This is a genomic window from Burkholderia sp. MSHR3999, assembly GCF_000833595.1.
In the GTDB taxonomy this organism is placed as follows: Bacteria; Pseudomonadota; Gammaproteobacteria; order Burkholderiales; family Burkholderiaceae; genus Burkholderia; species Burkholderia ubonensis.
This window is the reverse complement of the sequence record NZ_JRFO01000001.1, coordinates 1,852,110-1,871,949: the sequence shown is the minus strand read 5'-3', so window position 1 is coordinate 1,871,949 and position 19,840 is coordinate 1,852,110. Positions and strand designations below refer to the sequence as shown.

17 protein-coding genes are annotated in these 19,840 nt (G+C 66.3%); 6 read left to right on the top strand and 11 right to left on the bottom strand.

Annotated features, from left to right (window positions below; genetic code table 11):
* Nucleotides 1-139 precede the first annotated feature (139 nt).
* From KY49_RS08660 to KY49_RS08650, 3 genes are all read left to right on the top strand, one after another.
* Nucleotides 140-766 carry a DUF47 domain-containing protein gene (locus KY49_RS08660; protein WP_010092194.1) on the top strand — a complete coding sequence of 209 codons (627 nt, stop codon included), beginning with the start codon at nt 140-142 and terminating at the stop codon, nt 764-766.
* Between the two features lie 10 nt (nt 767-776).
* Nucleotides 777-1,787, top strand: a complete 1,011-nt coding sequence (locus tag KY49_RS08655; RefSeq protein ID WP_042584189.1) for an inorganic phosphate transporter — start codon at nt 777-779, stop codon at nt 1,785-1,787.
* 131 nt (nt 1,788-1,918) lie between these two features.
* Entirely contained in the window at nt 1,919-2,944 is a 1,026-nt protein-coding gene (locus KY49_RS08650) for an IS110 family transposase (protein ID WP_042584526.1), read from the top strand.
* A 428-nt stretch (nt 2,945-3,372) separates the two neighbouring features.
* Here the strand turns inward: KY49_RS08650 and KY49_RS08645 are convergent, their stop codons facing one another.
* From KY49_RS08645 to KY49_RS08595, 11 genes are all read right to left on the bottom strand, one after another.
* Nucleotides 3,373-4,431: a C40 family peptidase gene (locus tag KY49_RS08645; RefSeq protein ID WP_042584188.1), complete on the bottom strand. Its 1,059-nt coding sequence runs from the start codon at nt 4,429-4,431 to the stop codon at nt 3,373-3,375.
* A gap of 240 nt (nt 4,432-4,671) precedes the next feature.
* The gene (locus KY49_RS08640) at nt 4,672-6,468 is read right to left on the bottom strand and encodes a PhoH family protein (RefSeq protein ID WP_042584187.1); all 1,797 of its coding nucleotides are present in this window, start codon (nt 6,466-6,468) and stop codon (nt 4,672-4,674) included.
* 334 nt (nt 6,469-6,802) lie between these two features.
* Nucleotides 6,803-7,264, bottom strand: a complete 462-nt coding sequence (locus KY49_RS08635; RefSeq protein ID WP_010092200.1) for a peroxiredoxin — start codon at nt 7,262-7,264, stop codon at nt 6,803-6,805.
* A gap of 141 nt (nt 7,265-7,405) precedes the next feature.
* Entirely contained in the window at nt 7,406-8,302 is an 897-nt protein-coding gene (locus KY49_RS08630; RefSeq protein ID WP_042584186.1) for a polysaccharide deacetylase family protein, read from the bottom strand.
* Nucleotides 8,303-8,316: 14 nt separating this feature from the next.
* Nucleotides 8,317-9,372: a bifunctional UDP-4-keto-pentose/UDP-xylose synthase gene (locus tag KY49_RS08625; protein ID WP_059527577.1), complete on the bottom strand. Its 1,056-nt coding sequence runs from the start codon at nt 9,370-9,372 to the stop codon at nt 8,317-8,319.
* A complete protein-coding gene (locus KY49_RS08620; RefSeq protein WP_042584185.1) occupies nt 9,369-10,316 on the bottom strand; it encodes a formyltransferase in 948 nt (315 codons plus the stop codon). The genes KY49_RS08625 and KY49_RS08620 overlap by 4 nt, the downstream gene beginning before the upstream one ends.
* Nucleotides 10,313-11,350 carry a glycosyltransferase gene (locus tag KY49_RS08615; protein ID WP_029226520.1) on the bottom strand — a complete coding sequence of 346 codons (1,038 nt, stop codon included), beginning with the start codon at nt 11,348-11,350 and terminating at the stop codon, nt 10,313-10,315. The genes KY49_RS08620 and KY49_RS08615 overlap by 4 nt, the downstream gene beginning before the upstream one ends.
* A gap of 6 nt (nt 11,351-11,356) precedes the next feature.
* Nucleotides 11,357-12,508, bottom strand: a complete 1,152-nt coding sequence (locus KY49_RS08610) for a DegT/DnrJ/EryC1/StrS family aminotransferase (RefSeq protein WP_042584184.1) — start codon at nt 12,506-12,508, stop codon at nt 11,357-11,359.
* Between the two features lie 122 nt (nt 12,509-12,630).
* Nucleotides 12,631-13,002, bottom strand: coding sequence for an EamA family transporter (locus tag KY49_RS08605; protein WP_010092207.1), 372 nt, complete (start codon nt 13,000-13,002; stop codon nt 12,631-12,633).
* A 12-nt stretch (nt 13,003-13,014) separates the two neighbouring features.
* Nucleotides 13,015-14,697, bottom strand: coding sequence for a glycosyltransferase family 39 protein (locus KY49_RS08600; protein ID WP_042584183.1), 1,683 nt, complete (start codon nt 14,695-14,697; stop codon nt 13,015-13,017).
* A gap of 128 nt (nt 14,698-14,825) precedes the next feature.
* Nucleotides 14,826-15,200, bottom strand: coding sequence for an Mth938-like domain-containing protein (locus tag KY49_RS08595; RefSeq protein ID WP_042584182.1), 375 nt, complete (start codon nt 15,198-15,200; stop codon nt 14,826-14,828).
* A gap of 366 nt (nt 15,201-15,566) precedes the next feature.
* Between KY49_RS08595 and KY49_RS08590 the strand changes: the two genes are divergently transcribed.
* The 3 genes from KY49_RS08590 to thrC are packed head-to-tail and all read left to right on the top strand — an operon-like array spanning nt 15,567 to nt 19,654.
* Nucleotides 15,567-16,805, top strand: a complete 1,239-nt coding sequence (locus KY49_RS08590; RefSeq protein ID WP_042584181.1) for a pyridoxal phosphate-dependent aminotransferase — start codon at nt 15,567-15,569, stop codon at nt 16,803-16,805.
* A 54-nt stretch (nt 16,806-16,859) separates the two neighbouring features.
* On the top strand, nt 16,860-18,188 hold the full coding sequence (locus KY49_RS08585) for a homoserine dehydrogenase (RefSeq protein WP_042584180.1): 1,329 nt from the start codon (nt 16,860-16,862) through the stop codon (nt 18,186-18,188).
* Nucleotides 18,189-18,202: 14 nt separating this feature from the next.
* Nucleotides 18,203-19,654, top strand: coding sequence for a threonine synthase (thrC, locus tag KY49_RS08580; protein WP_042584179.1), 1,452 nt, complete (start codon nt 18,203-18,205; stop codon nt 19,652-19,654).
* Nucleotides 19,655-19,840 lie beyond the last annotated feature (186 nt).

The window sequence follows — 19,840 nt, the reverse complement described above, 5'->3', positions numbered from 1 at the left end:
CGCCGCTTGTAAACCCCTATTTCACGAAACGTTGTATCCCGTCTCGGTGCGCGCGCACGCTTCATGTGCGCGCCGGACGGGAAACGGTACAATGTCGCCGATTTTTGTGACAGCCGTTTGACCATCTTTCAGGAATTCCATGTTCGGTCGATTCATGCCCACCGAGGGCAAGTTCTTCGAAATCTTCAACGCGCACGCGAAGTACATCGTTTCCGGTGGCCGCGAACTCGAACTGCTGATCGACAATCTCGCCGACGCCGAGATTCACAAGCAGAACGTGCAGCTGGCCGAGAAGGCCGCTGACAAGCTGACGCACGAAGCGATCGATCTGCTCCACAAGACGTTCATCACGCCGCTCGACCGCGACGAGATCCACAAGCTGATCACGACGATGGACGACATCCTCGACCTGATGGAGGACGTCGCGACCGCCGTGTCGCTGTACGATGTGCAGGCGGTGACGTCCGAGGCGAGCCAGCTCGCGCATATCGTCACGCAGTCGGCGCAGCACGTGCAGCAGGCCGTCGCGCTGCTGTCGGACATGAAGCAGTCCGCGCAGATCCTCAAGGCGTGCGAGGAGATCGACCGCTGGGAGTCGGAGGCGGACCGCGTGCTGCGTGCGGCGATGTCGAAGCTGTTCCGCGAAGAGAACGACGTGAAGAACCTCATCAAGCTGAAGGCGATCTACGAGCTGCTCGAAGAGATCACCGACAAATGCGAGGACGTCGCGAACATCATCGAAGGCATCGTGCTGGAAAACGCCTGAGCGGAACACGATGCATTCGATACAACTTGCCCTATGGATGGTCGCGGCGCTGGTGCTCGTCGCGCTCGTATTCGACTTCATGAACGGCTTCCACGACGCGGCGAACTCGATCGCCACCGTCGTGTCCACCGGGGTGCTGAAGCCGCAGCAGGCGGTGGCATTTGCCGCCGCGTTCAACGTCATCGCGTATTTCATCTTCCACCTGAAGGTCGCGCAGACCGTCGGCAAAGGCACGATCGATCCCGGGATCGTCGACCACTATGTCGTGTTCGGCGCGCTCGTCGGCGCGATCGCCTGGAACGTGATCACCTGGTACTACGGGATCCCGTCGAGCTCGTCGCACGCGCTGATCGGCGGCCTCGTCGGCTCGGCGCTCGCGAAGTCGGGCTGGGGATCGCTGAACATCGACGGGCTGATGAAGACGATCGCGTTCATCTTCATCTCGCCGCTGCTCGGCTTCATCCTCGGCTCGCTGTTCATGCTCGGCGTGTCGTGGCTGTACTTCCGCACCGCGCCGAGCAAGGTCGACCGGCGGTTCCGTCGCCTGCAGCTGCTGTCGGCCGGGCTGTACAGCCTCGGCCACGGCGGCAACGACGCGCAGAAGACGATCGGCATCATCTGGATGCTGCTGATCGCGACCGGCTACGCGTCGGCGGGCGCCGACGCGCCGCCGGCATGGGTGATCGGTGCGTGCTACCTGTCGATGGGCCTCGGCACGCTGTTCGGCGGCTGGCGGATCGTGCGCACGATGGGCCAGAAGATCACCAAGCTGAAGCCGGTCGGCGGGTTCTGCGCGGAGACGGGCGGCGCAATGACGCTGTTCATCGCGTCGTTCCTCGGCATTCCGGTGTCGACGACCCATACGATCACCGGCGCGATCGTCGGCGTCGGCGCGACGCAGAAGCTGTCGGCCGTGCGCTGGGGAGTCGCCGGCAACATCGTGTGGGCGTGGGTGCTGACGCTGCCGGCGTCCGCGCTGTTCGCGGCGGGCGGCTGGTGGCTCGGCCATCGGATCTTCTGATCGCACCCGAAGGACGCTTCACGTCGAAAGCGCCGCATGCCGACAGGCTGCGGCGCTTAATAGGATGGTCAGCCCGATCCTCACCCAGCGGACTACGCTGAGTGAGGATTTTGTCCTTCTGGAGGGCCATCATGGACACGGTATCGCTAGTCGGCATCGATCTGGGCAAGCACTGCTTCCACCTGCATGCGCAAGACGCGTCAGGCAGGATGGTGTTCCGCAAGAAGCTCACGCGCAGCCAGATGTTCGCGCTGCTGGGCAATTTTCCGAGTTGTACCGTGGTCATGGAGGCCTGCGCCGGTGCTCACTGGATCGCCCGCCGACTTCAAGCGCTGGGCCACGAGGCCAAGCTAATTTCTCCCCACTTCGTCAAGCCGTTCCGGCAAGGCAACAAGAACGACTTCGCGGATGCGCAGGCGATCTGTGAAGCCGCTTCGCGCCCGAGCATGCGCTTCGTGAGTCCGCGTAACGAAGCGCAGCAGGTCGTATCAGCCTTGCACCGCGTGCGCGAGGCGCTGGTGCGGGAGCGCACCGGTACGATCAACCAGATTCACGCATTTCTGCTGGAGTTCGGTATCAGCCTGCCGCGTGGCATGGCGGTGATCCGCAGACTGCCGGCCGTACTGGAGACGCAAGCGTTGCCGCCCAGGCTGGTGGCCGTGCTCGAACGGCTGCAGGCGCATTTCAAGTATCTGGACGAGCAGATCGGCCAGCTCGAACACGAGCTGCTCACGCAATTGCACGAGGACGAGCGCAGCGAACGGCTGCTGGAGATTCCCGGCATCGGGCCAATCACCGCCAGCGTGTTGATGTCGGAATTGGGCGACGCCCATCAATATGGTTCGGCAAGGCAGTTTGCCGCTTCGATCGGTCTGGTGCCTCGACAGTACAGCACCGGCGGCAAACCAACGCTACTGGGCATCAGCAAGCGCGGCGACAAGGAACTGCGACGGCTGCTGGTGCAATGCGCGCGGGTCATCATGCTGGGTATCGAGCGCCGAACGGATTCCTTGGGCACCTGGGTCCGCAGCCTGTTGGCGCGACGGCACTCGAACGTAGTGGCTTGCGCGCTGGCCAATAAATTGGCGAGGATCGCGTGGGCCATCCTCGCCAAAGGGACACACTACAGAAGCGCGCCGGCGGCTCTTGCGGCCTGACGCTTCCGATCGCTTACGGCTTCAGTCGTCACACCTGGTTTTGCGACGCGAGATACGTGAAGGCATAAACGACTCAACGGCCGGGCAAGTAACCTGACAACAAAAACAGCATCTCGATGCTGAGCGCTTTTTGAGGTTTGCCCGGCGCGGCTCCCATCATGGGGCGGGATCATTCCCATCCGCGACCCCGGATAGATTCGAGCAAGTCCACTTTAGGTCAACACTGCCTCGCTTGCAAAAATCGGGCTGACCATAGATTTGTTTGGTCGGGCGGGCTGGAATGCCGAGTGTGCGGGAAAAGGACGGGGTGTCGAGTCGAGCTACGGCGACCGTTTGCCGTTCGATGTGCCTATCTCCGCAAGTGCGGAGCGCAATCAGGCGGAGCTTGCCCGCAATGAGAACGCAGCGCGGCGCCAACGCCGCGCGAATCAATCATTTCCGTTGGCGAACCGTGCAATCGGATCATCGGCCGTGCCGGTGCGCGCGCCGACGGGCGCGGATCGCGTCGACGCGCGCAGCACCTGCACGGCGCCGGACTCGGCGACGCGCGCTTGACGGGGCGCGGCGGCGGGCGGCGGTTCCGCATCGAATGCGGCGGCCTCGGCGGCCGTCAGCGCCGTCGTCGGAATCGGCGTGCCGACTTCCGGTGCGCCAACCGGCGCCGCGTTTGCCGTCTGGGCGGCGCCGCCGCCCACGGATGCCGCCTGTTGCTGGGCCACGGCCATGCGCGGCGGCGGCGGTTCGTACGCATCGGCAGGCGCCGCCGACGCGGCTGTTGCGACAGGCACGATCGGCGCCGGCGCCGGCGACACGCTCGGCTGCGCAGCCGCAGAAGCGGGCTGCCGCGGCGCTGCTGCCGTTACGACAGGCGCGGGCGCCGCCGGCTGCACACGCGGCACGTCGTCGCGACGCGCTTCATAAGTCGGCGCATCGAACGGCGTCGGTTGCGACTTCGGCGGCGCGACGCGGCGAATCCCGTCGAAGCGCTTCGCCCAGTACGGGTTCGTCAGGTAGTCGAGCCGCACGGTGCCGCCGGTCGACGGCGCGTTGACGAAGCGCAGCTTGCCGACATAGATGCCGACGTGCGAGTGCGGCCGGCCGGTCGTGTTGAAGAAGATCAGGTCGCCCGGCGCGACCTGTTCGGGGTCGATCGACATGCCGCGGCTGCTCATGTCGGCGGTCGTGCGCGGCAGGTTCACGTCCACTGCGCGACCGACCACGTAGCGCACGAGCCCGCTGCAGTCGAAGCCGCTGTCCGGCGTATTGCCGCCCCAGCGGTACGGGACGCCGACGAGGCTCATCGCCTGGATCGAGATTTCTTCCTGGCCGACGCTGTGGTCGACGAATTTCGGGAAATTGGCGGGCGGGGCGAAGGCGCGGGGCGTCGTGATCTTCATGCCCGACGAGCGCGAAGCCGACTGCGGCGGCACGCTGGAACAGGCCGCAAGCAGCGAGACGACGGCGACGGGAAGCCAGATTCGAAGCATGACAGGCGGGCGAGCGCGGCGCGCTCGACAATCGTATGACAACAGACAGACCCGATGGTAGTCGCTCCGACGGGGCTTAGGCAACAATTCTTGAGAATTTACTTGAAGTTTCGCGCGTAATGCGTCGTGGTTGCGTGACACAGTCAAGCACTGGCTTCGACCCCAAAAAGAAAAACGGCGCTCCGTTTCGGGAGCGCCGTGTGCTTTCGCGAACCGGCCTGAATCGGCCGGCAGGCTGCGTTACAGGATGTCGGACGCGTAGTCGGCGAGCCGCGAGCGTTCGCCGCGCGCGAGCGTCACGTGGCCGCTGTGTCCCCAGCCCTTGAAGCGGTCGACGACATAGGTGAGGCCCGAGCTGCCTTCCGTCAGGTACGGCGTATCGATCTGCGCGATGTTGCCGAGGCAGACGATCTTCGTGCCGGGGCCCGCGCGCGTGACGAGCGTCTTCATCTGCTTCGGCGTCAGGTTCTGCGCCTCGTCGATGATCAGGTACTTGTCGACGAACGTGCGGCCGCGCATGAAGTTCATGCTCTTGACCTTCAGGCGCGAGCGGATCAGTTCCTGCGTCGCCGCGCGGCCCCATTCGCCGGCTGCGTCGTCGGTCTTCTGCAGCACCTCGAGGTTGTCGTCGAATGCGCCCATCCACGGCTGCATCTTCTCTTCCTCGGTGCCGGGCAGGAAGCCGATGTCCTCGCCGACCGGCACGGTCGCGCGCGTCACGATGATCTCGTTGTAGCGCTTGTCGTCGAGCACCTGCGCAAGGCCCGCCGCGAGCGCGACGAGCGTCTTGCCGGTGCCGGCCTGGCCGAGCAGCGTGACGAAGTCGATCTCCGGATTCATCAGCAGGTTCAGCGCGAAGTTCTGCTCGCGGTTGCGCGCGGTGATCCCCCACACGTTGTTCTTGTGGTGGCTGTAGTCGCGCAGCGTCTGCAGGAGCGCCGTCTTGCCGTTCAGTTCGCGCACCAGCGCATGGAACGTCGGCTCGCCGTTCTGCGGCTCGAGATAGACGAACTCGTTGACCAGCATCGACGTGACGAGCGGGCCGGTCACGCGGTAGTACGTGGTGCCCGTCTTCGTGTCCTGCCAGCTTTCCATGCCCTTCGCGTGCCGGGTCCAGAAATCCTGCGGCAGCTCGCGCACGCCGGTGTAGAGGAGATCCTTGTCCTCGAGCACCTGGTCGTTGAAGTAGTCTTCCGCGGGCAGGCCGAGCGCATGCGCCTTGATCCGCATGTTGATGTCTTTCGACACCAGCACGACCTGGCGGTCCGGCCGGTCGCGCTGCAGCGCGCGCACGACGCCGAGGATCTGGTTGTCGGCCTTGCCTTGCGGCAGGCCTTCGACGGGCGGAATGTTGGTGAGCGTCGTCTGGAAGTACAGGCGGCCGAGCGCTTCGCGGCTGCCGAGGCGCGCCAGCGGAATGCCGTTCGTGATCGGGCCCGCGTCGGCGACGAGCGCATCGAGCGTGCGGCTCACCTGGCGCGCGTTGCGCGCGACTTCCGACATCCCCTTCTTGTGATTGTCGAGTTCCTCGAGCGTCATCATCGGCAGATAGACGTCGTGTTCCTCGAAGCGGAAGAGGCTGCTCGGGTCGTGCATCAGCACGTTCGTGTCGAGCACGAACAGCTTCTGCATCTCGGCCTCGGCGGCCTTGCGGCCGCGCGACCTGGTTGCCGCGCCGGCTTCTCTCGCGGCGGCCGCGGCCGGTTTTGCGGCGGCGGGTTTCTCTGCGCGCGCGAGCGGCGCGGCGGGCTCCGCGGGCGCCGGCACGGGCTGCAGCAGCGCGGCCGTCTGCTTGGTCTTGCGGCTGCGCGCGGGCGCGCTCGCGGCTTCCGGCGCCGACGCGACCGCACGCAGCTGTGCGGCGGTGTTGGCGGCTGGCGTCATCGGTTGGGCCACGCTAGCCGGGCCGTAGTCAGCGGCCGTGGAAACGTCCCCTTCGGCGGATTTCTTTGCGGCTTTCGTCGGCCGCGCTTTCGCCTTGTATTCGTCGGGCGGCAGCAGGCTGCCGAGCTTGCTGGGGGGGGTAGGCAAAGGCATGGTGTCCCTCGGGAGGAATCGTGTCGCTGGGGTGCGCCGCTGATCGCATCCTGCTGCGTGACGAACACGCGTGCGGTTTGCGCGCGGTGGCGCACATGAATTTCGTTTAGCCGGTTCGCCTAAGTGTCGGTCAACTCCTTGACGGGTGAAGGGCCGGACCGAGTGCCGGCGCGCAGACCATAAAAAAAGCCGCTGCCCCGTCGACCGGGACATGCGGCTCGGCTGATACCGTCGTGATGCGCGTCAGGTGCCGGAAAGCATTGCTACGAGCACCGGCGCAGCTACGAGAAATATGGGGCGGACTGGCATTCATTGCGGCCCAATATAACGCGCCTCAAAGCGCTTGTACAGCACCTAGCACGTCGTCCACGTGACCCGGCACCTTGATGCCGCGCCATGCCTGGCGAAGCACGCCGTCGGCGTCGATCAGGAACGTCGAGCGCTCGATGCCGCGCACTTCCTTGCCATACATTTTCTTCATCTTGATGACATCGAACAGCGTGCACAGCGCTTCGTCGGCATCGGAAATCAATGCGAACGGCAGCTCGAGCTTTGCCTTGAAATTGTCATGCGAGCGCAGGCTGTCGCGCGACACGCCGACGATTTCCGCGCCGGCCTTCTTGAACTTCGGATAGAGATCGCGGAACTGCAGCCCCTCGGTCGTGCAGCCGGGCGTGTTGTCCTTCGGATAGAAATACAGCACGAGCTTCTTGCCCCGCAGGTCGGACAGCGAAAGATCGCCGCCGGTGGCCGGTGCGGTGAAATCGGGAACTTGACGGTCAACTTCGACGGACACGTGTTTCTCCTGTTGTTATGGGAGGGCGCCTTGGCAACGGCGCGCGTGGGTGACGGCGCGTTATGCGCCGACGCGATTGCGTCGGCGCGCAGGGAAGGACGCGCCGACGGGCAGGCGCATGGCGTCGCCTGCCCGCGTGGGTCAGTCGGGCTGGACGATCAGCTCGCCCGACCGGCCCGGAATCTCGCCCCACGTGACAGGGTACGATGGCAGCGTGTCGCGGTCCAGCGTCGCGTGATAGTCGCCCATCGTCGCGAACGTATGGCCTTGCGCACGCCAGCCGGCGAGCAGCTGCTCGAACACCGGCGCAAGCTTCTGGCCTTCCAGCTCCGCATGCAGCGTGAAGACCTGGTCGTGCGGATTGGTTTCGGTGAACTTGAGGATATGCGCGGCGACGTTGTGCGTATCGACGCCGTCGATGCCGAGCACTTCGTCGAGCGTCGGCAGCGTCGTCGGCATCTGCACGTGCGCGAGCGTCCTGCCGCCGACGACCGGCAGGTACGGCGAATGGCCGCGGCCGTCGGACGCATAGCGCATGCCCCACGCGTCGATCTGCTCGAATGCCGCGTCGTTCATCTGCCAGCCCGCCGCGCCGTGCGTGACGGGCGGCGCGCCGAAGATCTCGACGAAGCGCGCGTGGCTTTTCTGCATCTCACGCGCAGTCCAGTCGCGGTCGCGCACGCGCACGTTGTCCTGCCAGTACACGTGATCCCACGTGTGGATCCCGCATTCGAAGCCGGCCTCGTGGATCGCGCGCATGTCGGCGATCGCGCGGCGGCCGATGTCGGGGCCCGGCAGCAGCACGCCGTACATCAGCTGCTTCACGCCGTAATGCTCGACCACCGACGTGCGCGACACCTTCTTCAGGAACCCGGGGCGGAACACGCGCCGCAGCGCCCAGCCGGTATGGTCGGGCCCGAGGCTGAAGAGGAAGGTCGCGCGCGCGCTGAAGCGGTCGAAGATGCGCGCGAGGTTCGGCACGCCTTCGCGCGTGCCGCGCAGCGTGTCGACGTCGATCTTGAGGACGATGCGAGCCAAGCGTGCGTCCCGCTTCAGCCTTGCTGCTCGACGAGCGCGCGTGCGTCGGCGACGTGGCCGCGGTACGCCTCGAAGATCTTGCGCAGCGCTTCGTCGAACGTCGATTGCGGCGCCCAGCCGAGCTCCTGCATCGTGTTGTCGATCTTCGGCACGCGGTTCTGCACGTCCTGGTAGCCCTTGCCGTAGTACGCGCCCGACGTGGTCTCGACGAGATTCACGTTCTTCGCGGAATCGGCGTACTCGGGGAACTCGGCGGCGAGCTCGAGCATCTTGTGCGCGAGTTCGCGCACCGAGAAGTTATTCTTCGGATTCCCGATGTTGTAGATCTTGCCCGACGCAACGCCGTTCGGGTTCTCGATGATCTTCATCAGCGCGCTGATGCCGTCGTCGATGTCGGTGAACGCGCGCTTCTGCGAGCCGCCGTCGACGAGGCTGATGTTCTCGCCGCGCACGATGTGGCCGAGGAACTGCGTGACGACGCGCGAGCTGCCTTCCTTCGGCGTGTAGATCGAGTCGAGGCCCGGGCCGATCCAGTTGAACGGGCGGAACAGCGTGAAGTTCAGGCCTTCCATCCCGTAGCCCCAGATCACGCGGTCCATCAGCTGCTTCGAGCACGCGTAGATCCAGCGCGGCTTGTTGATCGGGCCGTAGGTGAGGGCCGAGTTGTCCGGGTCGAACTGCTCGTCCGTGCACATCCCGTAGACCTCGGAGGTCGACGGGAACACGAGGTGCTTGCCGTACTTCACGGCCGAACGCACGATCGGCAGGTTCGCCTCGAAGTCGAGCTCGAACACGCGCAGCGGCTGCTGCACGTAGGTCGCGGGCGTCGCGATCGCGACGAGCGGCAGGATCACGTCGCACTTCTTCACGTGATACTCGACCCACTCCTTGTTGATCGTGATGTCGCCCTCGAAGAAATGCATCCGCTCGTGGTTGACGAGATCGCCGAGCCGATCGGTCTGCATGTCCATGCCGAACACTTCCCAATCGGTGGTTTCAAGAATGCGTTTCGACAGGTGATGGCCGATGAAGCCGTTCACACCCAGGATCAGGACTTTTTTTGCTTTCATGAATGACGGGAAGAATGAATGAACTGCGCGAATTCCGCGGGCGTCACGACGGTTTCGCTGCCGTCGCGCTGTTGCCACAGCTCGAGAATGGATATGGCGCGGCTGTCGCCGCAGACGCCGAATAGCGCATTATCGCTTACGTGCAGGCCGGGCGGCAAATCCGCCGCCGCCGCGGCGGCCGGGCTGCCGGGCGCCGCGACGCGCGCGCGCGCGACCACGAAGCGCGCGCCGTTCAGGTCGGTGAACGCGCCCGGATACGGGGGCGCGACCGCGCGGATCAGGTTATAGACTTGCGCGGCGGGCTTCGACCAGTCGATCCGGCCGTCCTCGGGCTTGCGCCCGCCGAAGTAGCTGCCGGCCGCGAGATCGTTCGGCAGGTGCGGCGCCTCGCCCGCGAGCAGCGCGGGGAGCACGCGCCAGAGCGTCTGCTCGGCGGCCACCGTGACCTTGTCGAACACCTGCGCGGCCGTGTCGTCCGGCAGGATCGGCACCGCGGTCTGGCCGATGATCGCGCCCGCGTCGGGCTTCGCGGCCATTTCGTGCAGCGTCGCGCCGGTTTCGGTCTCGCCGTTGAGCACCGCCCAGTTGGTCGGCACCCGACCCCGGTATTTCGGCAGCAGCGACCCGTGCATGTTGTACGCGCCGCGCGGCGCGACGGCGAGCAGGTCGACGGGCAGCATGTGCCGGTAATAGAACGAGAAGATGAAGTCCGGCCGCGCATCGGCGAGCGCGCGGCGCAACGCGGGGTCCGCCGGGTCGGCCGGCGTGACGACCGGGATGCCGTGCGCGGCCGCGACCGACGCGACGCTGCCGAACCAGATGTTCTCGTTCGGGTTGTCCTCGTGCGTGACGACCAGCGCGACGTCGACGCCGCGCGCGAGCAGCACCTGCAGGCAGCGCACGCCGACGTTGTGATAGGCGAAGACGACGGCGCGCGGCTTCATCGCGCGACCTCCTGGCGGCCTTCGCCGGCCGGCGCATCCTGCACGTTGCCGTGCCGCTCGAGCACGGTCTGGATCAGGTAGCGCGGCCGCGCGCGCACCTGCTGGTAGATGCGGCCGATGTACTCGCCGAGCAGGCCGAGCGCGAAGATGATCACGCCGAGCAGGAAGAACGTGATCGCGAACAGCGTGAACACGCCTTGCACTTCCGCGCCGACGATGAAGCGCCGCACGAGCAGCAGCACGAACAGCGCGGCGGAGCCGAGCGACAGGATCACGCCGATGAACGACAGCCATTGCAGCGGCACGACCGAGAAGCCGGTCACGAGGTCGAAATTCAGGCGGATCAGGCTGTACAGCGAGTACTTCGATTCGCCCGCGAAGCGCTCCTCGTGCGCGACCTCGACTTCGGTCGGCTTCTGCGCGAACGTGTAGGCGAGCGCCGGAATGAACGTGTTGACCTCGCCGCACACGTTGATCGTGTCGATGATGCGGCGGCTGTACGCGCGCAGCATGCAGCCCTGGTCGGTCATCTTGATGCGCGTGATGCGCTCGCGCAGCCGGTTCATCATCGCCGACGCCTTGCGTCGCCACAGGCTGTCCTGGCGCTGCTGGCGGATCGAGCCGACGTAGTCGTAGCCCTCGTGCATCTTCGCGATCAGCTTGCCGATTTCCTCCGGCGGGTTCTGCAGGTCGGCGTCGAGCGTGACGACGATCTCGCCGCGCGACTGCGCGAAGCCGGCCAGGATCGCCATGTGCTGGCCGTAGTTGCCGTTCAGCAGCACGACGCGCGTCGTGTCGGGGCGCACGTGGAACTGGTCCGCGAGCATGGCGGCCGAGCGGTCGCGGCTGCCGTCGTTGATCAGGATCACTTCGTACGACGTGCCGAGCGCGTCGAGCGCCGGATACAGCCGCGCGAAGAGCGCCGCGAGGCCGTCTTCCTCGTTGTACACGGGAATGACGACCGATACTTCCGGGTTGGCTGCGCCCGGACGTCCGGCGCCCGGATGCCCGGCGCGTGCTTCAAGGTGACTCATGTAGGCTTACTTTCCGTATTGTTCGCAAATCTGGTTGATCGCGTCGACGACGCGACGCACGTCGCCTTCCGTCATCTGCGTGAAGAGGGGCAGCGTGACGGTCGACGCGCCGTACCGTTCGGCATGGGGGAACATGCCCTCCTTGAAGCCGCGCGCGCGGTACAGCGAGAAAAGATGGATGGCCGGGTAGTGGATCCCGGTGCCGATGCCGCGCTCCTTCATCTGCGCCATGAACTCGGCGCGGGTGATCGTCAGCCGCTCGAGCGGCAGCGTGACGAGGAACATGTGCCAGTTGCCGTGCTCGAATTCGGCGAGCGGCAGGCCGAGGCCGAGCTTCGCGGCCGCGCCGCCTTCGAAGGCGGCGAAGTACGCGCGGGCGAGCGCATGGCGCTGCGCGGTGAAGCGCGCGAGGTGCGGCAGCTGGCCGAGGCCGACGCGTGCGGCGACGTCGGTCAGGTTGTACTTGCCGCCGAGCACGTCGCAGTCCATCCCGTCGAAGCCGGTGCGCGTGATGCCCTGCAGCCGGTACTTCTGCGCGAGGATGGCCTCGTCCTCGTTGTTGAGCACGAGCGCGCCGCCTTCGATCGTCGTCAGGTTCTTGTTCGCATGGAAGCTGAACGACACGATGTCGCCGATCGCGCCGATGCGCTGGCCGCGCCACGTCGAGCCGAGCGCCTGCGCGGCGTCCTCGATCACGCGCAGCTTGTGCGCGCGCGCGATCGCGTACAGGCGGTCCATGTCGACCGGCAGGCCGGCCAGGTAGACCGGGATGATCGCCTTCGTGCGCGGCGTGATCGCCTTTTCGAGCAGGTCGAGGTCGATGTTGCGGGTGGCCGGGTCGATGTCGGCGAACACCGGCGTCGCGCCGGTCTCGAGGATCACGTTGCTGGTCGACACCCAGGACGCGGGCGACGTGATCACCTCGTCGCCGGGGCCGACGCCGGCGATGCGCAGGCCGATCTCGAGCGTGCAGGTGCCCGAATTGAACGCGCGCACCGGGCGGCCGCCGAAGTACTCGGACAGCGCGGCCTCGAAGCGCTGGTTCTGCGGGCCGGTGGTGATCCAGCCCGAGCGCAGCACCTCGACGACGCCCTGGATCGTTTCCTCGTCGATTTCCGGGCGCGTGAACGGCAGGAACGGAACGGTAGTCTGGCTCATGAACGCATGACTCGTAATGGCGTGTGAAAAGGGTCGGGCGCTTGCCCGAAACCGGCATTAAACACCGGTTGACGGATTCGTACCGTGATTTTTTGTAGGCAGGCGCTTAACGGCCGGGCGGCTCAGCTGCGCGCGAGCACGAACACCCCGACCAGGATGATGCCGATGCCGACGAGCCGCTGGACGGACAGCACCTCGCCGAACAGGTACCACGCGGCGAACGCGTTGACGACGTAGCCGAGCGACAGCATCGGGTACGCGATCGACACGTCGACCCGCGACAGCCCGACGATCCACACGACGACGCTGAGCACGTAGCACCCGAGGCCGCCGATGATCGGCAACTGGGTCGCGATCTTCAGGCCGACGGGCACGATGTTCGCACGGGTGAATTCGAAGTGTCCAACGGCGTTGACGCCGGCCTTGAGCAGCAGTTGCGCGCAGGCGTTGAGCATGACGCCGGTGACGATGCAGACGAGCGAGATCGGGTTCATGGGGCGGCGTCCTTACGATTGCGGCTTTTCGACGATCACGCGGCGGTTGTCGCGCGCGACCACGCGCATCGGCAGGCCGGCCTTGGCGAGATCGTCGTAGCGGTTCACCGGCATGATCGCGAGCGCGTAGCGCTCCTTGTTCCAGCGGGCGATCCACTCGTCGACGGTCGGGATCCACTTGTCCGGCTCGACCGAGATGCCGAATGCGAGCTCGTCCGTGCGCGCGACCATGATCGTCGTGTGGCCGACGTAGAACGGGAACGTGTGGTCGAGCATTTCGATCGAGTAGAACGGCGTGTCGGCCGGCAGCTTCGCCAGTTCGGCGCGCACCGCGGGCGCGAGCAGCGCGCCCGAGCTGTAGCGGCCGAACTCGTCGTGGCCGGTGCCGCCGATCGTGCCGAACGCAAGCCACGCGGCGCCGAACGCGGTGATCGCGGCGGCGACGCCGGCGCGCGCATGGCGGTTGAGCCACGCGGCGGCGAGCGTCAGCGCGGCCGCGACCGCGAGGCCCGCGTACAGCCACAGCTGGAATGCGCGGTACTGCGCGTTCGGCGTGCGCGCATCGCCCTGGTAGGCGAGGAAGATGATGCCGAACGCCGCGACGACCAGGAACACGAGGTAGCCGAGCAGGTGGCGGCGAAAGCGCTCGGCCGGCACGAGCGGCAGGTACGCGCCGATCATGAGCGCGAGCGCCGGCGCGACCGGCAGCACGTACGAGATCAGCTTCGAATGCGACGCGCTGAAGAACAGGAAAATGAACGCGCTCCAGATCATCAGCACGAGCATCGGCGCGAAGCCGTTCGGCTGGCGCGGCATGCGCAGCGCATGGCGCAGGCTCTGCCACGCGACCGACAGCCACGGCAGGAAGCCGACCAGCAGCACCGGCACGAAGTAGTAGAAGGGGCCGGGACGATTCTGTTCCGGGGTCAGATACCGGCGGAACTGCTGGACGATGAAGAAGAAATTGAAGAATTCCGGGTTGCGCTGCTGGACCAGCACGAACCACGGCGTGACGATCGCGAAGAAGATCACGAGCCCGCTGACGAGGTACAGGCGCTTCCACAACGCCCAGTCGCGCGCGATCAGCGTATAGAGCACCAGCACGGCGCCGGGCAGGATCAGGCCGACGAGGCCCTTGGACAGCACCGCGAGCGCCATCGACGCCCAGCACGCCCACATCCAGCCGCGCGCGGCGGCGGGCCGCAGCCCGGGTCGCTGCGCGAGCAGCAGCGCGCAGAGCGTGATGGTCATCCAGAGCGCCAGGCCCATGTCGAGCGCGTTGAAATGACCCATCAGGTTCCAGTACGGCGAGCTCGCGAGCACGACGGCCGCGAGGAAGCCGGACAGCGGGTTGAACAGGCGCGCGCCGGTGAAGCCGACGACCAGCACGCCCGCGAAGCTCGCGAGCGCGGTATAGAGGCGCGCCTGCCACTCGCCGATGCCGAACCACGCGAACGTGAGCGCGTTGAGCCAGGTCTGCAGCGGCGGCTTCTCGAAGTACTTGTAGCCGTTGTAGCGCGGCGTGATCCAGTCGCCGGTGACGAACATCTCGCGCGCCATCTCGGCGTAGCGGCCTTCGTCGCTGGGAATCAGGTGGCGCAGGCCGAGCGGCGCGAACCAGACGACGGCGAGCGCGAGGATCAGGAGGGCGAGCGCGGTGCGATTGAGCGGTAGCCTCGACGGCGTATCGTTCATGGAAGTTTCAGCCTGTTGGTTGTTGTGATGTGCCGCTGGCGGCTTGCGACGGGGCATGCGCCGGACCGGGGATCGGACCCGGCCTGGCGTGGCCCGGAACGCCGGCGAGAGTTTTACCGCATCGGGGATTAACGTTCAATTAAGAGCGCGGCGGCGACTTTGCGGCCTTCGGCCATCAGGATGTTGTAGGTGCGGCAGGCGGCCTGGAAGTCCATCGTCTCGACGCCGATGCGCCGCGCGGTGAGCGCCGCGACGAGGCGCGGATGCGGGAAGCGCAGGCGGGCGCCGCTGCCGAAGATCACGACCTCGGGCGCCGGTTCGAGCAGCATCGCGAAATGCTCGGGCGCGAGCGCGTCGAACGACGACACCGGCCACGCGAGCACCGGCCCGCCGGGCAGCACGATGACGCTTTGTTCGTGACGTTCGAGATTCACGTCGACATAATCGGGGCCATAGCCGGTAACGGTGTTGAGCGCGCCGCTCGCGTCCTGGTGCAGTTTCAAATCAGTATGTCCGCAGTTCCGATAGGTGTTCGATGGGGCCGTCCAGATGGGCCGCCTGGATGGGGCTTCCCGGATCAGGCGGCCCGGACGGGCCGCGCGGGCCCGGCAGGCCGATTTCGAGCGCGGCGCGCGCGGGACGCCCGACGGCGCGGGCCCGGCGCGGCTTTGTGCATTGCGAAAGTCGGCCAAAATCCGCTAAATTATAACTTTTTGGCCGCCCCCGGGCGGCATCCGCGTCGTGCGTCGCCACAAGCCGCGCCCGGCCGCCGCAAATCGTCCAGCCTAGACAGCGCGCACAAACCGGCCGCTCTCCAGTTTCGATTCCCGTCCCCAGGCCGCCAGGCATTATCCAGGAACCGTGTCGTCGTGAAACCGATCCAGAAATCGAACAAGCTGCTCAACGTCTGCTACGACATCCGTGGCCCGGTGCTCGAGCATGCGAAGCGCCTCGAGGAAGAAGGCCACCGCATCATCAAGCTGAACATCGGCAACCTTGCGCCGTTCGGCTTCGACGCGCCGGACGAGATCATCCAGGACATGATCCGCAACCTGCCGACGTCGTCGGGCTATTCGGACTCGAAGGGCGTGTTCTCGGCGCGCAAGGCGGTGATGCACTACACGCAGCAGAAGGGCGTGGTCGGAGTCGGCCTCGACGACATCTACATCGGCAACGGCGCGTCCGAGCTGATCGTGATGGCGACCCAGGCGCTGCTGAACGACGGCGACGAGGTGCTGCTGCCGGCGCCCGACTACCCGCTGTGGACGGCCGCGGTCAGCCTGTCGGGCGGCACGCCGGTCCACTACGTCTGCGACGAGCAGAACGACTGGATGCCCGATCTCGACGACATCCGCCGCAAGATCACGCCGAATACGAAGGCGATCGTCGTGATCAACCCGAACAACCCGACGGGCGCGCTTTATTCGGACGAATTGCTGCTCGAACTGCTCGAGATCGCGCGCCGGCACGGGCTGATCGTGTTCGCCGACGAGGTCTACGACAAGATCGTCTACGACGGCCGCGAGCACACGGCGATGGGCGCGCTGTCGGAGGACGTGATCACCGTCACGTTCAACAGCCTGTCGAAGAGCTACCGCTCGTGCGGCTACCGCGCGGGCTGGATGGCCGTGTCGGGCCTGGGCGGCGACAACCGCCGGCGCGCGAAGGACTATCTCGAGGGGCTCGGCATCCTGTCGTCGATGCGGCTGTGCGCGAACGTGCCGGGGCAGTTCGCGATCCAGACGGCGCTCGGCGGCTACCAGAGCATCAACGAGCTGATCGTGCCGTCGGGGCGCCTCTACAAGCAGCGCGAGCTCGCGTACGACATGCTCACGTCGATTCCGGGCGTGACCTGCGTGAAGCCGCAGGCCGCGCTCTACATGTTCCCGCGGCTCGACCCGAAGCTCTATCCGATCCAGAACGACCAGCAGTTCATTCTCGACCTGCTGCTCGAGGAGCGCGTGCTGCTCGTGCAGGGCACCGGCTTCAACTGGCCGACGCCGGATCACTTCCGCGTCGTGTTCCTGCCGAATCTCGACGACCTGACCGATTCGATCGACCGGATCGCGCGCTTCCTCGACGGCTATCGCAAGCGTCATTCGGTCTGAGCCGGGCGACACCGCGCCATCCGTTTTTAACTTTTACTCACGATCACACGCAGCATGGAACCGATCAAAGTTGGCCTGTTGGGCTTCGGCACGGTAGGCAGCGGCACCTTCAAGGTGCTGCGCCGCAACCAGGAAGAAATCAAGCGACGCGCGGGGCGCGGCATCGAGGTGGTCCGCATCGCGGTGCGCAACCCGGCCAAGGCCCAGGCCGCGCTCGGCGGCGACGCCGGCAGCGCGCAGATCACCGATGACTTCAACGCGGTCGTCGACGATCCGTCGATCGCGATCGTCGCCGAGATGATCGGCGGCACCGGCGTCGCGCGCGAGCTCGTGCTGCGCGCGATCGCGAACGGCAAGCACGTCGTGACCGCGAACAAGGCGCTCCTCGCGGTGCACGGCACCGAGATCTTCGAGGCGGCGCGCGAGAAGGGCGTGATGGTCGCGTTCGAGGCGGCCGTCGCCGGCGGCATCCCGATCATCAAGGCGCTGCGCGAAGGCCTGACCGCGAACCGCATCCAGTACATCGCCGGCATCATCAACGGCACGACCAACTACATCCTGTCGGAAATGCGCGACCGCGGCCTCGACTTCGCGACCGCGCTGAAGGCCGCGCAGGAGCTCGGCTATGCGGAAGCCGACCCGACCTTCGACATCGAAGGCGTCGACGCCGCGCACAAGGCGACGATCATGAGCGCGATCGCGTTCGGCGTGCCGGTGCAGTTCGACCGCGCGTATGTCGAGGGCATCAGCAAGCTCGACGCGACCGACATCCGCTACGCGGAAGAGCTCGGCTACCGGATCAAGCTGCTCGGCATCACGCGCCGCGCCGAAAACGGCATCGAGCTGCGCGTGCACCCGACGCTGATCCCGGAGAAGCGCCTGCTCGCGAACGTCGAGGGCGCGATGAACGCGGTCGTCGTGCACGGCGACGCGGTCGGCACGACGCTGTACTACGGCAAGGGCGCGGGCGCGGAGCCGACCGCGTCGGCGGTCGTCGCGGATCTCGTCGACGTCACGCGCCTGCACACGGCCGACCCCGAGCATCGCGTGCCGCATCTCGCGTTCCAGCCGGACAGCCTGTCGAACACGCCGATCCTGCCGATCGACGAAGTGACGAGCGGCTACTACCTGCGCCTGCGCGTCGCCGACCAGACCGGCGTGCTCGCGGACATCACGCGCATCCTCGCCGATTCGGGCATCTCGATCGACGCGCTGCTGCAGAAGGAGTCGGAGCAGGTCGACGACGCGAACGGCGAGACCGACATCATCCTGATCACGCACGTGACGGTCGAGAAGAACGTCAACGCGGCGATCGCGCGGATCGAGGATCTCGCGACGGTCGTGTCGAAGGTGACGAAGCTGCGCATGGAAGCGCTGAACTGAGGATCGAGGGCGACATGAACTACATCTCCACGCGCGGCGCCGGCATCGGCGAGCGCCACACGTTCTCCGACATCCTGCTCGGCGGCCTCGCGAAGGACGGCGGGCTCTACCTGCCGGCCGAGTATCCGCAGGTGTCCGCCGACGAGCTCGCGCGCTGGCGCACGCTGCCGTATGCGGATCTCGCGTTCGAGATCCTGTCGAAGTTCAGCGACGACATTCCGGCCGACGACCTGCGCGCGATCACGCGCCGCACCTACACGGCCGATGTCTATCGCAATACGCGCCACGGCGAGAACGCAGCCGACATCACGCCGCTGAAGACGCTCGGCACCGAGAACGGCGCGCCGATCTCGCTGCTCGAGCTGTCGAACGGCCCGACGCTCGCGTTCAAGGACATGGCGATGCAGCTGCTCGGCAACCTGTTCGAGTACACGCTCGCGAAGCACGGCCAGGCGCTGAACATCCTCGGCGCGACGTCGGGCGACACCGGCAGCGCGGCCGAGTACGCGATGCGCGGCAAGGCCGGCGTGCGCGTGTTCATGCTGTCGCCGCACAGGAAGATGAGCGCGTTCCAGACGGCCCAGATGTTCAGCCTGCAGGATCCGAACATCTTCAACCTCGCGGTCGAAGGCGTGTTCGACGACTGCCAGGACATCGTGAAGGCCGTGTCCAACGATCACGCGTTCAAGGCGCAGCACAAGATCGGCACGGTCAACTCGATCAACTGGGCGCGCGTCGTCGCGCAGGTCGTCTACTACTTCAAGGGCTACTTCGCCGCGACGACGAGCAACGACGAGCGCGTGTCGTTCACGGTGCCGTCGGGCAACTTCGGCAACGTATGCGCGGGCCACATCGCGCGGATGATGGGCCTGCCGATCGCAAAGCTCGTCGTCGCGACCAACGAGAACGACGTGCTCGACGAGTTCTTCCGCACCGGCGCATACCGCGTGCGCAGCGCCGAGCAGACGTATCACACGAGCAGCCCGAGCATGGACATCTCGAAGGCGTCGAACTTCGAGCGCTTCGTGTTCGACCTGCTCGGCCGCGATCCGGCGCGCGTGATGCAGCTGTTCCGCGACGTCGAGGAAAAGGGCGGCTTCGACCTGACGGCGAGCGGCGATTTCGCGCGCGTCGCGGAATTCGGGTTCGTGTCGGGCAGCAGCAACCATGCGGACCGGATCGCGACGATCCGCGACGTGTTCGCGCGCTATGCGACGACGATCGATACGCATACCGCCGACGGCGTGAAGGTCGCACGCGAGCATCTCGATGCGGGCGTGCCGATGGTGGTGCTCGAGACGGCGCAGCCGATCAAGTTCGGCGAGACGATCCGCGAAGCGCTCGATCGCGAGCCGGAGCGGCCGGCCGCGTTCGATGGGCTGGAGGCGCTGCCGCAGCGCTTCGAGGTCGTGAAGGCCGACGCGCAGCAGGTCAAGGATTTCATCGCCGCGCATACGGGCGCGTAATACATTGCCGGGCCGAGCGCCCGGCAATGCCGGACGGCCGGAACGCCGATTCGTCGAACGGATCGGGGTTCCGGCCGTTTTGCTTGGCGGCGCCCGGCCGTGCCTGCCGCCAGGCGCCGCGCGAAACAAGCGCCAGCGCCACGCATCCGCGCCGATCACAGTTCCCGCATGCCCGCCATATCGCGC